We start from the raw sequence: 14,289 nt of genomic DNA, 5'->3' as shown, positions 1-14,289 counted from the left end.
TCCGCGACGGAGCGGCCCGGGAAATGACAAACGCTCTGAGCTCAGTTAAGCAGAGCTGCATGAAAGATCAATGGCTATCCGATGAAGGGTTGACCTAGGGACAGAAAACCTTTGTGCCCTTACTGCCGGGGCACGGCGGCGAGGGCCTGCAAGGCGCTGACCTGGTCGAGAACGGGCTTTGGAACGGGGATATCACCGGCCAGCATGGCCTGGATCAGGGCCGCGTTGGCGGAAACTTCCGGGTTGTCGGGCAGGCCCTCGACGGGCGGTGCGCCCCCTTCCTCGGCCGGAAAGGCGATGCTCGCAACGCCGTTGGCAAACGCTTCGAGCTGGGGCCGGCGGCGGGGGTTGGCGAAGGCTTCGCCCTCGGTGCCGCGCAGCAGCATGCCGGTGCCGCCCTGGGCCACCAGGTGGGCGTGCATCCGTTCGAGGTATTCGGGGTGGGTCACCGAGACCACCCGCACGCTGTGGCCGGGGGCAGGGTCGAGGAGCTTGGCGAGGGTGTGGGCGCTGTTGCGCACGCCCAGGCGCACCCGGGTGGCGAGGATCGGTTCGAGCCCCGGGGCGAGCACGTCGAGGGGCAGGCAGGCCAGGCGGCGATCGGAAAGCTGGGTTTCGGCCTCGGTGATGCTGGCGGCGGGCTGGATGCCGAGGGCGTCGAGGAGCTCGAAGGGGCTCACCCGGCTTTCAAAGTCATGACGGCCCTGGATCAGTACCGGCACGCCGGCGCGGGCCAGCAGCAGGGCCACCAGCGGCATCAGGTTGGCCTGGCGGCGGGCGCCGTTGTAGGTGGGCAGCACCACCAGCCGGGGGCCAGCGGGCACGGCGACGCGGGCGGTGCGGGCGTCGAGGGCGCGCTGGAAGCCGAGCAGTTCGTCCTGGGATTCGGCCTTGATGCGCATCGACAGGATGATGGCGCCCAGTTCGAGATCGGGCACGCGGCCGTCCATCATGTCGCCGAAGAGGGATTCGGCCTGTTCGGTGCTGAGGGGCTTGGAGCCTTTCGGCCCGCGGCCGATCTCCTTGATGAAGGGGGCGTAGGACATGGCGGGAATCAGGTGCAGTGGGATGAGCCACCGAGTGTAGCGGAAGGCCCGGGCGAGGGGACGCGCGTAAGGCTTACTTTCCGTCACCCTTTCCATTGCGCTGGCGGGGAGCTATCTTGCCTTGAGGCCGCCGCGTGATGCCGGGCGGTTTCCAATTCCCAGAAATCACCGCCGGAAGGAGCAGGCCCATGCCACCCGTTGCTGCCACAACCCAGATCGGGACGACTTATCTTGACGTGAATGGCCTGGCCTATCCGCTGATGGCCTGTGTGCTGCCGGACATCAGCTGGGATGTGATCCCGCTGCCGGCACAGGACGGCGGGCGCCGGCTCAGGCAGGTTCGCTTCGGGCAGCTGACGGTGCGCTTCACGCCGCCGTCGATGGCGCCGCTGGCGGGCTGGCTGGAAGGGTTGACGAGCGGCCGGGGCGATCCGGTCGATCTGGGCGTGTTGCACACCGACGGGAACGGCAAGGTGCGCCACCATCTCGTTCTGAAGGGCTGCATCCTCACCGAGCTGCGCCTTCCCGAGTGCTTGGCGGCGGGCAAGGAGATCTACGCGATCGAGGCGGTGTTCGAACCGGAGCGCGTGGAGGCCGGGCCGCTTGGCGGGGCGGTGAAGTCGGCCGCACCGGGACGCGCCAAGAAGTGGCTGGCGTCGAACTTCGTGGTGACGGTGCCGGGCCTGCCGAGCGGGCGGATCAGCCGGATCGGCGCGGTCACGCTCTCGCGCAGCCTGGTGCAGGAGGACGACCGGTTTGGCGGACGGCGGCTGGTGGGCGCCCTCGGCTTCTCGCCGCTGGCCCTGACCGTGACCGGCCAGGATTGCGCCCAGTGGCGCGACGCGGTGCTGAAGCTGACCGCCAGCGGGGCGCACGGCGATCTGGTGGCGATCGGCGTGGAGCTGCGCGACACCACCCTCAAGACGGTGCTGGCGAACCTGAGCTTCCAGACCATCGGCCTCTCGGGGTTCAGTTTCGATCCGAGCGGCGGCAGCAGCGGCGCCGTGACGGCGATCGCCCGATTCGAGCTGGAGACGCTGAAGTTCCAGGTGAACTGATGGTCAGGCCGGCGGCCTGCCGGTTTCCCTACTTCCCTTGCCTGGGGCGGGCCGCTAACCTCTCGCTTTTTTGAGCGCGGGAGCAGGGCATGAAAATCGGGTTCGTCGGTCTGGGCATCATGGGGCGTCCGATGGCGCTCAACATTCTGAAGGGCGGGTTCGATCTGACCGTCTGGGCGCGCCGGGCCGAATCCATGGCCCCGCTGCTGGAGGCCGGCGCGAAGGGCGCGGCCAGCCCGGCCGAGGTGGCCGCGGCCTGTGACATCGTGGTGTCGATGGTTTCCGACGCGCCGGATGTGGAGGCGGTGGCCCTCGGCGCTGGTGGCGTGGCCGAAGGCGCGAAGCCGGGCCTGATCTACGTCGACATGAGCACCATCGCGCCGGCGGCGGCCCAGTCGATCGCCGCGCGGCTCGCCGAAAAGGGCGTGACCATGCTCGACGCGCCGGTGTCGGGCGGCGAGGTGGGCGCCATCAACGCCGGGCTCACCATCATGGTGGGCGGCGATGAGGCGGCCTTCGAGAAAGCGAAGCCGGTGCTGGCCTGCATGGGCAAGTCGGTCAATCTGATCGGCGGCGCCGGTGCCGGCCAGGTGACCAAGGCCTGTAACCAGATCCTCACCGGCGTGACGGTGATGGCGGTGGCCGAGGCCTTCAACTTTGCTCGCAAGAGCGGTGTGGATGCGGGCAAAGTGCGCGAGGCGCTGCTGGGCGGCTTTGCCTACAGCCGCATCCTCGAGAACCACGGCCAGCGCATGCTCGAGCGCAACTTCAAGCCTGGCTTCAAGGCCTGGATGCACCAGAAGGACATGAACATCGTGGTGCAGGAGGCGCACCGCCTGGGCCTGATGCTGCCCACCAGCGCGGCCACGGCGCAGCTCTTCAACGGGATGGTCGGCAGCGGCCTGGGCGAGGAGGATTCCATCGCCGCGCTGAAGCTGCTCGAAGGCCTGTCGGGGGGCTGAAATGCGCGTCGGTTTTGTGGGGTTGGGCGTGATGGGCCTGCCGATGGCGGGCCACCTGCTGAGGGCCGGGCACGACGTGGCGGTGTGGGCGCGACGCCCGGAAGCCACCGCTGACATCGCCGCTGCCGGTGCCGCCGTGTGCGCAACCCCGGCCCAGCTGGCCGCGCGTAGCGAGGTGGTGATCTCGATCATCACCGCCAGCGCCGACGTGGAAAACCTGGCCCTCGGCCCGGACGGGCTGATCGGCGGCTTTGCGCCGGGCGGCATCCACGTGGACATGAGCACCATTGCCCCGGCCACGGCCCGCAAGCTGGCTGCGGCCTACGCCGAGCGGGGCATCGGCTGGCTGGATGCGCCGGTTTCCGGCGGCGAGGTGGGCGCGCGGGACGCGACGCTGGCGATCATGGCGGGCGGCGAGGCGGCGGTGCTGGATAAGGTGCGTCCGCTGTTCGACTGCCTCGGCAAGACGGTGGTGCACATCGGCGAGGCCGGCGCCGGTCAGGTGGCCAAGGCGTGCAACCAGATGATCATGGTGAATGTGATCCAGGCCTCGGCCGAGGCGATGCGGCTGGCGGGCGCCCACGGGCTGGACGCGACCAAGGTGATCGCTGCGCTGGCGGGCGGGTCGGCCGGATCGCGGGTGCTGGATGTAATGGGCGGGCGCATGGCGCGGCGGGATTTCGTTGCCGGCATCCAGTCGCGCCTGCATCACAAGGATTTTGCGATCCTGATGGACGAAGCCCGTGCGCTTGGCGCGCCGCTGCCCATCGCGGTGCAGACCTGGCAGCAGCTCAACGCGCTGATGGGGCTGGGCGGGGGCAGGCTGGATACGTCCAGCCTGCTGAGGGTGCTCGAATCGCCGCTGGAAAGACTGGAGTGAGGGCTGTGATGGATCGTCGTCGTTTTGTTGTGCTGGCGCTGACCGGGGCGCTGCTGGGAGGCTGTGCCGGCTCCACCTTCCGGCCGCTCAAGCCCGAGGTTTCGGTGGCGGACATCCGCGGGGAGGGCGGCAACCTGCTGGAGCAGCGCTTCCTGCTGACCCTGCGGGTGACCAACCCCAACCGCTTCGAGATCCCCGTCGAGGGGCTGAGCTTCACGCTCGACGTGGCCGGCGAGCCCTTTGCACGCGGCGTGGGCAACAAGCCGGTGACGATCCCCGCGCTGGGCGAGGCGCTGGTGGAGGTGAAGGCCACCGCGGGCATCGCCGGGCTGGTGATGCGCCAGTTCAAGAACCTGGGCAAGGGGCTGGACAAGCTGGAATACCGGCTGAAGGGGCGGCTGGTGACGGGCAATTTTGGTGGCTATGACTTCGACCAAAAGGGCGAGCTCGACCCGGCGAAGCTTTTCCGCGACGGGCGGCCTGCCAAGGCGCCTTCCGAGCAGTTCTAGTTTCGATTCCCTGCCGCCGGCCTTTCCGTTTTGGGAGGCCGGCTGGATCTTCTGCATGTCTTCCAGATTGTCCGAATTCCTCGCGGGCTGCCGCGACGAGGCGCCGCTGCAGCTGGGCGTGGTGCCCTTCGGGATGCTCTACGGCATCGGCGCGCTGGCGGCCGGGATGCCGCCCTGGCTGGCCCAGGCGGCGTCGGCGGTGGTGTTTGCCGGGGCGGCCCAGCTGGTCATCGTGCAGATGCTGGCGGCGGGTGCCGGGGCGCTGCCGATCGGGCTCACCGCCGGCCTGCTCAATTTGCGTCACGTGCTGTACAGCGTGTCGATGGCCGAGCATGTGCGCCATCTGCCCCGGCGCTGGCGGATGCTGCTGGCCTACCTGCTGACCGACGAGGCCTACGCGGTGGCGATCCTGCGCTATCAGTCCAGGCCGCAACCCGAGGCCGGGCCGGACAACCGGCATTGGTACTTTCTGGGCTGTGGCTTCACCCTGTGGTCGACCTGGCAGCTCTCCACCGCGGCCGGGCTGCTGTTTGGCGCGACGGTGCCGGCGGAGTGGGACATCGACTTTGCGGTGCCGCTCACCTTCATCGCGCTCCTCACCCTGCTGATGCGCGAGCGGGCCGGGCAGGCGGCGGCGCTGGTGGCGGCCGTGGCCGCGCTGGCGCTGGCGGCGCTGCCCTTCCGGCTGGGGCTGGTGGTGGCGATCGTGCTTGGCTTGCTGGCCGGGGTGATGGCCGCGAAGCGGAGTCGGCCATGACGACGGGGGCACTGGTCGGCCTGCTGGTGACGGTGGGCATCGTCACCTTTCTGTACCGCTACGCGATGATCGGGCTGTTTGCCGGGCGGCGTCTGCCGGGCTGGCTGCACGCCCTGTGCAGGCACATTGCGCCGGCGAGCTTTGCGGCGCTGACCGCCGGCGAGCTGTTCATCCACGGGGGCGAGGTGGTGCTGTCACTGATGGCGCCCAAGCCCTGGGCGGCGCTGGTAGCCGCGCTGGTGGCGTGGCGCACCGGCAGCGTGCTGGCCACCATCGGGGTGGGGATGGCGGCGCTTTACTGCTTCAAGTGGCTGCTCTGAAACCCGGCGCCTGATCAGGCGACCGCGAGGGAGACCTCGCGGGTGGCGCGGCGGGTGCGCAGGAGGCGGGTCATGTCGTCGGCGCTCATGGGGCGGCTGCACAGGTAGCCCTGGTAGGCGTCGCAGCGCCAGCGGCGCAGCAGGGCGAGCTGGGCGTCGGTCTCGACGCCTTCGGCGACCACTTCCAGGCGCAGGGTGTGGGCCATCGCGACGATGGTCTGGGCGATGGCGGCGTCGTCGGCCTTGGTGACGATCTCGTCGATGAAGGAGCGGTCGATCTTCAGCCGGTCGATGGGGAAGCGCTTGAGGTAGGCGAGGCTGGAGTAGCCGGTGCCGAAGTCATCCACCGACAGCTGCAGTCCGAGCTTCTTGCATTCGGCGAGCAGGTTGCGGGTGTGCTCGGGGTTGCGCATCACGAGGCTCTCGGTGAGCTCCAGATCCAGGAAGGCGGGGGCGAGGCCGGTTTCGGCGAGGGCCTTGCGGATGGTGTCGAGGAGGCCGGCGTCGTCGAACTGGCGGGCCGAGAGGTTGACGCTGATCGGCACGTGGCTGAGGCCTTCGGACTGCCAGGCCTGGTTCTGCCGGCACGCCTGATGGAGCACCCAGGCGCCGATGGGCACGATCAGGCCGGATTCTTCGGCGATGGGGATGAACACGTCCGGCGGGATCATGCTGCCGTCGGGCTGGCGCCAGCGGATGAGGGCTTCCATGCCGATGAGTTCGCCGCTGAGGGTGTCCACCTGGGGCTGGTAGAACAGGGCCAACTGGTCTTCCTCGACGGCCTGACGCAGGCGGTTTTCCAGGTCGAGGCGTTCGCTGAAGCGTTCGGACAGGCCGTGGTCGAAGAACTGGTAGTTGTTGCGGCCGCGTTCCTTGGCCAGGTACATGGCGGCGTCGGCGTGCTTGATGAGGGCCGCGCCGTCGTGGCCGTCGTTGGGGAAGAGGGCGATGCCGATGGAGAGCGAGATGGTGAACTGGCGGCCGTGGAGCTCGAAGGGGCGGGACAGGCTGGCCAGGATGCGCTCCGCCACGTCTTCGGGCATCGAGCCCTTGTCGAGGTTGTCGAGGACCATCACGAACTCGTCGCCGCCGGTGCGGGCGACCAGATCGCCGTCGCGCACGCAGCCGCGCAGGCGCTGGGCCACGGCAAGCAGGAGCTCGTCACCGGCGTGGTGGCCGAGGGTGTCGTTCACGTATTTGAAGCGGTCGAGGTCGGTGAACAGCACCGCGGCGCCGCGGCGGCGTTCCCGGGCGGTGTTGATGACCTCGGTGAGGTGGGTGTTGAGCAGGGTGCGGTTGGGCAGGGAGGTGAGGCTGTCGTAGTGGGCCAGGTGGCGGATGCGCCGCTCGGCGTCGTGGCGCTGGGTGACATCCGCGACGATGCCCAGGTAGCCGCGCACGTGGCGGTGGGCGTCGCGCACTTCCGAGATGCTGAGGTTGGCCGGGAAGATGCTGCCGTCGCGGCGCCGCAGGCTGACTTCGTGGGTGGGCCCCATGGCGGCGGCGGAGATCGCGGCGAACCCGCCGGTCTTGTCGGTGAGCGCCCAGCGGGCGATGTCTTCGGGGGTGTGGAAGATGAGCGGGGTCTCGCTGCCGATGAGTTCGTCGGCGCGGTAGCCGAACATCCGCTCGGCCGCGGGGTTGAGGACGCGGATGATGCCGGAGGCGTCGGTATAGACGATGGCGTATTCGGCGCAGTCGAGGATGGCCCTCTGGAGCGTGGTGGTCTCGCGCAGCAGGGATTCGGAGCGGGCGTGCTTTTCGACTTCGCTCTCGAGCAGGCGGTTGGTGTCGCCAAGGGCCTTGACGTACTGTTCCAGCGAGGCGTTGGCGTCGCCCAGGGCGACGGTCTTTTCGTCGACCTGCCGGCGCACTGCGTCGGCGCGGGTCTGCAGCACATAAATCATCAGCGCCGCCAGGGTTGCCAGGGCGAGGCCCGAGAGCAGCTGGGCGCCCGCGTCCCGGCCGACGACGAGGCTGTCCATTTCATTGTCTGCGGCGGCGATCACCAGCCAGCGGCGATCGGCGAAGGAGACGCTGTCGGCGAAGGAGGTCTTGCCGATGCGGAAGGACGGACTGCGATGGACCGGCAGGTTTGCGCTGGCGTCGGCATCGACGATCTCGAGCTCGAAGGGGCGGGGGCCGTTGGTCGGATAGGTGACCGCAAAAGCTTGTTCGAGCAGGGTGCTCACCGACATCTGGATGAACAGCAGCTCCCGGCCGCCGGCGTGGGTGTGGTCGCCGGGGATCGGGCTGAGGATGAGCACCGAGGTCTGCTGGGGGCCACCGATGGCGGGCAGGGCGAAGGGGATGGTGGCGCTGATGGCCTCGGTGTGCTCGGCGGCCACGGCGGCGGCGAGGAGGGCATCGTGAATGGCGGATCTGCTCGCGGTTGCTGGCGGACTGCTGTCTGCGGCGTCGCGGGTGGTGCTGGCGGTGATCGCGGCCTTGCCGTCATCCACATGCACGATGCCGATCCGCAGGATCTCGGGGTTGTGGGTGAAGACCGGGGTGACCATGCGCCCGAGCTGGGCGCGGCTGCTATGGGGGGCGATGGCCAGCTGGCCGCTCAGGATGTCGGCCTGGCGCAGGAGGCTGTCGGTGCGCTCGCGCAGGTGGATGACCTGTTCCTGAGCGAGCAGGTGCAGACGTTCCCGGGTGGCGGTGGCCTCCTCGAGCAGCGCGGTGCGATAGTTGTCCACGGTGAGGGCCAGCACAACCGCGAAGACCAGAAGCGCCAGCCCGTAACGGCGAAGGTGGGCGGCGACCGGTCGGGGCGTCGGGCGGTGGGGCATCAGGTCTCCTGTCGGACGTAAAGCGGACTTTGCCGGCCCTCAGGCCGGCTGGTCTTTTACGGACGCCAGTGCTGAATCTTGAGTTCTGGAAGGGCGCGTCAGTCGCCAAAGACGAGCCGCAGCCGCGCTGCCTCGGCGGCTTCGTCCACGTCCACGTCGGCGAAGCGCTGGGCGATGTTCCGGAACTCGTCCTGCAGGGCCAGGAAGGCCTCGATGATGTTCGGGTCGAAGTGGGTGCCGCTGCCGGCGCGGAGTTCCTCGACCGCCTCATCGTGACTCACTGCCGCCTTGTAGACACGCTTGCTGATCAGCGCGTCGTAGACATCGGCCACCGCCATCAGGCGCGCCGAGAGGGGGATGCGTTCGCCCGAGAGGCCCAGCGGATAGCCGCTGCCGTCCCATTTCTCCTGGTGGGAGTAGGCGATCTCCTTGGCGAAGCGCAGGAAGCGGGCGGAGACGCCGAACAGGGCTTCGGCCCGGCTGATGGCTTCGCGGCCGAGGGTGGTGTGGGTCTTCATCACCTCGAACTCGGCGGGCGTGAGCTTGCCGGGCTTGAGGAGGATGCGGTCGGGAATGCCGACCTTGCCGATGTCGTGGAGCGGCGCCGACTTGTACATCAGGTCGATGTTCTCGTCGGTGAGCTCGGCGGCGTAGTGGGGGTTGGACTGCAGGTGGCGGGCCAGCACGCGCAGGTAGGACTGGGTCCGGCGGATGTGGTTGCCGGTCTCGTTGTCGCGGGTTTCGGCCAGGGAGGCCATGGCGACGATGGTGGCGTCCTGGATCAGGGAGAGCTCGCGGGTGCGGCGGGTGACTTCCTGTTCGAGGTAGCTGTTGCGGTCGCGCAGGAAATCGCTGGCGGCCTTGAGGGTGAGGTGGTTGCGGATGCGGGTGAGCACCAGCGGCGGGCTGATGGGCTTGGTGATGTAGTCCACCGCACCGGCGTCGAAGCCGAGCTGCTCGTCCATCTCTTCGTTGCGGATCGTGAGGAAGATCACCGGGATGTTGGCGGTGACCGGGTCATTCATGAGCTGGCTGCACACCTCGTAGCCGTCCATGTCCGGCATGCTCACGTCGAGGAGGATCAGATCGGGCACCGGCTTGCTGCTGGCAAGCTGAAGGGCGCGGTTGCCGCTGGTGGCGATGCGCGTACGGAAATCGGCGCGTTGCAGGCAGTCGACGATCGGCTCGATCGACTCCGGCGCGTCATCCACGACGAGGATGAGAGGGCGATGACTGTCGATGGGATGCATCAGGCGTGGTCTCCGGGCATGGCCGTCTTGTCGAGCGTCTCGCTCAGGCGGGCTAGTGCCTCATCATAATCGTAGTGCTGGATGGCGTTGGAAATTTGTGCGGTTTTTTCAATCCCGATTCGGGTAATGAGATCGGGCCGGAGGGCCCGGAAGGTGGCAGGTGCAGCGCCGTCGGCGTCGCGCAGCTGTTGGGCCAGCTGCGCGCCCGCCTCGCGGAAGGCCGCGTCGTCGAGGGTGGCGGCGCCGTCCGGGGTTTCGGGGGGGAGCCGGGTTTCGAGCAGTGTGACCAGGCTCAGCAGCTCGGCCGACAGGGCCGGAAGCTCGGCCAGCGCTTCGCCGGCCGTCGCGCCGCGGCGCAGGGTGGCTTCGAGGTTGCGGGCGGCGTCCCGCAGGGCGTTGGCGCCGAGGTTGGCGGCGGCGCCGCGCAGGGTGTGGGCGATGCGCTCGGCTTCGTGGAGCTTGCCGGCGGCGAGCGCTGCGCTGATCTGGTCGGCGCTGTCGGCGTGGCCTGTGACCAGCCGGCGGAGCAGCCGGATGTAGGCGGCGCCGTCCTGATTGACCCGGCGCAGGGCGCCGGCCACGTCGATGCCGGGCAGATCGGGCAGGTCGGGCAGCGTGCTGGCGGGGATGGGCTCGGGCTTCTGACGGTTGGCGTGGCGGAGGATCGTCTCGACCAGCCGCTCGGGGACGATGGGTTTGGCCACGTGGTCGCTCATGCCGGCGTCGATGCACTGCTGGCGCTGCTCGGCCATGGCGTGGGCGGTCATCGCGACGATGGGCAGGCCGGCGAAGCGGGCGTCTGCGCGGATCAGCCGGGTGGCCTCGAGGCCGTCCATCTCGGGCATCTGGAGATCCATCAGGACCAGATCGAAGGCCTCGGGGCCGGCGGCCTGGAGCGTCTCGACGGCGATGCGGCCGTTGTCGGCGATCTGCACGGTGGCGCCGTGTTTTTCGAGCAGCACCCGGGCAATGTGCTGGTTGATGTCGTTGTCTTCCACCACCAGCAGGCGCAGGCCCGCAAGCTGCAGCGCAGGGCTGGGGACCGGCAGGGCGGCGACGCTGTGGGCGGCGCGCATGCCGAAGGCGCCGACGATGGCGTCGAGCAGGGTCGAGGCGGTGGCGGGCTTGTGCAGGTAGCCATCGATGCCGGCATCGACGCCGCGGCTGACGACGTGGTCGTCGCCGTAGGCGGTGAGCAGGATGATGCTGGGCGGGGCGGAGAGGCTGCGATCCTCCTTGATGCGCCGGGTGGCCTCGATGCCGTCCACCTGGGGCATGCGCAGGTCCATCAGGACCAGCCCGAAGCGGTCGCCGCTGTCGGCCCGGCGCACCGCGGCGATGGCTTCGGCAGCGGACGTGACGGCTTCGCTGCGGAACGGGAAGTTGGCCAGCAGGTGCAGCAGCACGGTGCGGGCCACCGGGTGGTCATCCACCACCAGCACCCGCAGGCCATCGAGGATGCCGGGCAGCACCTTGGGGGCGCTTTCGCCGGCCAGTTCGAAGCGGGCGTTGAAGCGGAAGGCGCTGCCCTTGCCCAGGGTGCTGTCCACGTCGATCGTGCCGCCGCCCATCAGCTCGACCAGGTGGCGGGCGATGGGCAGGCCGAGGCCGGTGCCGCCAAATCGGCGCGACATGGAGGTGTCGGCCTGGGCGAAGGCTTCGAACAGGCTCTCGAGCTGGGACGGAGTCATCCCGATGCCGGTGTCGCGCACCTCGAACGCGAGGGTGGCCCGGTGGCTGTTGCGCTCGACGAGGCCGACCCGCAGGCGGATGTCGCCGGTGTCGGTGAACTTGGCGGCGTTGCCGAGGAGGTTGGTGAGCACCTGGCCCAGCCGCAGGGGGTCGCCCACCAGCTGCTGGGGCACCTCGGGGGCGACTTCGAGGATGAGCTCGAGCCCCTTCTCCTGGGCCTTCTGGGCGACGAAGGTGATGACGTGGTCGAGCACCTGGTCGAGGGTGAAGGGGGTGTGTTCGAGGTTGAGCTTGCCGGCTTCGATCTTGGAGAAGTCGAGGATGTCGTTCACCACGCCCAGCAGGGTGGTGCCGGAGGCCTGGATCTTGTCGAGATAGTCGCGCTGGCGCGGGTCGAGGCCGGTGCCCTGGCACAGGTTGGCCAGGCCGATGATGGCGTTGAGCGGGGTGCGGATCTCGTGGCTCATGTTGGCCAGGAAGCGCGCCTTGGATTCGGCGGCCTCCTCGGCCAGGCGCTTGGCTTCGCGCAGGGTGGAGAGCGCCTGGCGATGGACCGCCAGGTCTTCGAGCACCCACACGCAGTGGGTGATCTCGCCGCGGGCGTCGGCCGTCTCGGTGAGCCCGCTGACCGAGATGCCGACCCACAGGGCGTCGCCGTTCTTGCGCCGCAGCTGGCATTCGCGTCGCCACACGCTGCCGGCCTTGAGGGCGCGCCACTGTTCGGCGTGGAAGTCGAGGAACTGGCCGCCGGGGTCCAGCAGGTCGGGCACGGTGCCGGTGAGCTCGGGGGCGGCGTAGCCGGTTTCGCGGCACAGGTGGGGGTTGGCGTACTGGATGATGCCCGACGGGTCGGTGATGGCCAGCATCGTGGCGCTTTGTTCGACCGCCAGCGACAGGGTGCGCAGATCGCGCTCGGCGGCCTTGCGGCGGGTGATGTCGTAGCACCAGCTGATGAGGGCCGGGCCGCCGCGGAATTCGATCATCTCGATGGTGACCAGCACCCACAGGGGCGTGCCGTCGGCTGCGCGGAACTCGATCTCCTGGTCGCGCACCGGGTGACCGTCGCGTAGCTGCAGGAGCACCGCGTCGGCCACCGCCTGGTTGCGGAACCAGCTGACCACGGGCCGCTGCATGAAGTCTTCCCGGCTGGTGCGGGCCACTTCGGCGGCGCGGCTGTTGACGAACAGCGGGTTGCCGCCGGGGCGGTTGATGATGACCGCGATGGGGCTGGATTCGAGGATGCGCCGGCTCCATTCGTCGGCGCTGCGGGCTTCGCGCTCGGCCTCTTTCTGGGCGCTGATATCCACCAGCACGCCAAGCAGGCCGCCGAGTTCGCCATTGGCCAGGCGGAAGCTGCTGACCCAGTACAGGGTGTCGTGTGTGGCGCCGTCGGCAAAGGGCAGGCGCACCTCTTTGTGTAGGGTGCCGGCGGTGGCGATGGTCTGCAGGTCGTTGTCGTGGTGGGCGGCGCGCAGCTCGGGCGGCAGGAAGGGCAGTTCCAGCACTGTCTTGCCGACGAGGAAGGCGCGGGTGGTGCCGAAGGCTTTCTCGTAGGCCTGGTTGCAGCCCAGGTAGCGGGCATCCGGCCCCTTGTAGAAGACCGGGTTGGGCAGTGTGTTGAGGAGCACCTGGATGAACAGCAGCTGGTCGGCCAGGGCAGTGGATTTTTCGGCGAGCTGGCTGGTGCGTTCGGAGACCTTTTCTTCGAGCTCGGCGCGGCTGCGCTCCAGGGCGCTGGCGGCGGCGCTCAGGTGGGCCCGCATCCGCTCGTGGGAATCGGCCAGGTCGGCGATCTCCCGCCAGTCGGTGACGAAGGGTTCGGGCGGGGTGAGATCGAGCCGGCCGATGCGTTCGCTCTGGTCGATCAGGGCCGAAAGGCTGGTCTCGATGCGGCGGCCGAGCCGGCGGGCGATGCCGGCGGTGATGGCGATGCTGAGGAGGATCAGGCCGACGAGGGTCGGGGCCATGTCCTGCAGGCGGGTGGGGATGAAGTCGCGCTCGCGGGCGAAGCCGCCGATCCACCAGCGTTGCTGGCCGAGGCTGATGGGTACGAACTGGGCCAGCCAGGCTTCGCCTTCGTTCTCGAAACCGAGCATTTCGCCGGACGGGCGGCCATCCACCAGCCACTGGGCGTAGCCGCGGGTGAGGAAATCCACGTTCAGCTCGGCGGCAGGCCGCAGGGCGGCGTCGCGGCGGTCGGACAGGTTGGCGAAGCGGGGGTAGCGGGGCAGGCCGATGACCTCGCCCTTGTCGGAGAGCACGGCGCTGCCGCCCCGTTCGCCCACCGGCGAATCGACGGTGAGGCGGGAGAGCTCGGCCAGCTGCAGGTCGAAGGCGATGATGTAGCGCTTGCCGTCGTCGGCGGTCCAGCGGGTGAAGGCGGTGATGCCGGCGTCGCCGGTGGTGAAGAAGCGGTAGGGCGCCGTCCAGCCCACCGCGCCTTCGTCGGCCGGCAGGGCCAGCGCGGCCTCGAACCAGGGGCGGGAGCGGGGGTCGTAGCGGGGCTCCTTCCAGGTGTCGGAGATCAGCTTGCCGCTCTTCGACCAGTACTGCCAGCGGCTGCCCTTCCCAGAGATCTGCGGGTCGGTGATGCGGTTGAACCAGCCGTTGGGGTCGCGCAGCACCAGCACTTCACGCCCATCGGTGTCCGCCAGGTGGATCGACGAGATCTGGCTGTCGCCCGTGAGGAGGGGGGTCAGTATCGCGTTGAAACCCGGCACGTCGTCCAGGCGCAGGCGGCGGCTCTGGCCCCAGCTGCGGGCGGTGTGGAGCTGGGTCTCGATGCGGCGGAAGTTGCGTTCGGCTTCGGACTGAACCTGGGTGACCGCCAGGTCGAGCCGGGTGCGGGCGAGGGACTGGGTGGCCGGGGCGAAGATCAAGAACTGGATGGCGGCGCCGAACACCACGATGCTCGCCACAAAGATCAGCAGCATCCGCCACAGCAGGCTGCGCACCAGGCGCGCGGGCGGGCGTCGGGGCGTCGGGCTGTTGGTGGCGGGGCTGGACATCGGAGCGGGGCG

10 protein-coding genes are annotated in these 14,289 nt (G+C 69.2%); 6 read left to right on the top strand and 4 right to left on the bottom strand.

The features are described from left to right. Nucleotides 1–119: 119 nt before the first annotated feature. Nucleotides 120–1,046 carry a DNA-binding protein YbiB gene (gene ybiB / locus GH681_RS04860; protein WP_153160307.1) on the bottom strand — a complete coding sequence of 309 codons (927 nt, stop codon included), beginning with the start codon at nt 1,044–1,046 and terminating at the stop codon, nt 120–122. Nucleotides 1,047–1,234: 188 nt separating this feature from the next. Here ybiB and GH681_RS04855 point away from each other — a divergent pair, with 188 nt between their 5' ends. The 6 genes from GH681_RS04855 to GH681_RS04830 all read left to right on the top strand — a co-directional run bounded on the left by GH681_RS04855 (nt 1,235) and on the right by GH681_RS04830 (nt 5,532). Continuing rightward, entirely contained in the window at nt 1,235–2,104 is an 870-nt protein-coding gene (locus GH681_RS04855; protein ID WP_153160306.1) for a hypothetical protein, read from the top strand. An 89-nt stretch (nt 2,105–2,193) separates the two neighbouring features. Continuing rightward, the gene (locus GH681_RS04850) at nt 2,194–3,066 is read left to right on the top strand and encodes an NAD(P)-dependent oxidoreductase (protein WP_153160305.1); all 873 of its coding nucleotides are present in this window, start codon (nt 2,194–2,196) and stop codon (nt 3,064–3,066) included. A 1-nt stretch (nt 3,067) separates the two neighbouring features. After that, nucleotides 3,068–3,946: an NAD(P)-dependent oxidoreductase gene (locus GH681_RS04845; RefSeq protein ID WP_153160304.1), complete on the top strand. Its 879-nt coding sequence runs from the start codon at nt 3,068–3,070 to the stop codon at nt 3,944–3,946. Nucleotides 3,947–3,954: 8 nt separating this feature from the next. After that, nucleotides 3,955–4,455: an LEA type 2 family protein gene (locus GH681_RS04840; protein ID WP_153160303.1), complete on the top strand. Its 501-nt coding sequence runs from the start codon at nt 3,955–3,957 to the stop codon at nt 4,453–4,455. Nucleotides 4,456–4,510: 55 nt separating this feature from the next. Then, nucleotides 4,511–5,212, top strand: a complete 702-nt coding sequence (locus GH681_RS04835) for an AzlC family ABC transporter permease (protein ID WP_153160302.1) — start codon at nt 4,511–4,513, stop codon at nt 5,210–5,212. Continuing rightward, the gene (locus tag GH681_RS04830) at nt 5,209–5,532 is read left to right on the top strand and encodes an AzlD domain-containing protein (RefSeq protein WP_153160301.1); all 324 of its coding nucleotides are present in this window, start codon (nt 5,209–5,211) and stop codon (nt 5,530–5,532) included. The genes GH681_RS04835 and GH681_RS04830 overlap by 4 nt, the downstream gene beginning before the upstream one ends. 14 nt (nt 5,533–5,546) lie before the next feature. Here the strand turns inward: GH681_RS04830 and GH681_RS04825 are convergent, their stop codons facing one another. From GH681_RS04825 to GH681_RS04815, 3 genes are all read right to left on the bottom strand, one after another. After that, nucleotides 5,547–8,327 (bottom strand): bifunctional diguanylate cyclase/phosphodiesterase, encoded by a 2,781-nt coding sequence (locus GH681_RS04825; protein WP_153160300.1) that lies wholly within the window; start codon nt 8,325–8,327, stop codon nt 5,547–5,549. Nucleotides 8,328–8,425: 98 nt separating this feature from the next. After that, nucleotides 8,426–9,577: a two-component system response regulator gene (locus tag GH681_RS04820; RefSeq protein ID WP_153160299.1), complete on the bottom strand. Its 1,152-nt coding sequence runs from the start codon at nt 9,575–9,577 to the stop codon at nt 8,426–8,428. Continuing rightward, nucleotides 9,577–14,277, bottom strand: a complete 4,701-nt coding sequence (locus GH681_RS04815) for a response regulator (RefSeq protein ID WP_153160298.1) — start codon at nt 14,275–14,277, stop codon at nt 9,577–9,579. Before GH681_RS04815 ends, GH681_RS04820 begins: the two co-directional genes overlap by 1 nt. Nucleotides 14,278–14,289 lie beyond the last annotated feature (12 nt).

It is taken from the genome of Zoogloea sp. 1C4, from assembly GCF_009469605.1.
GTDB classification, from domain to species: Bacteria; Pseudomonadota; Gammaproteobacteria; order Burkholderiales; family Rhodocyclaceae; genus Zoogloea; species Zoogloea oryzae.
The sequence above is the reverse complement of the archived record's forward strand: the minus strand, read 5'-3'. Positions and strand labels throughout refer to the sequence as shown.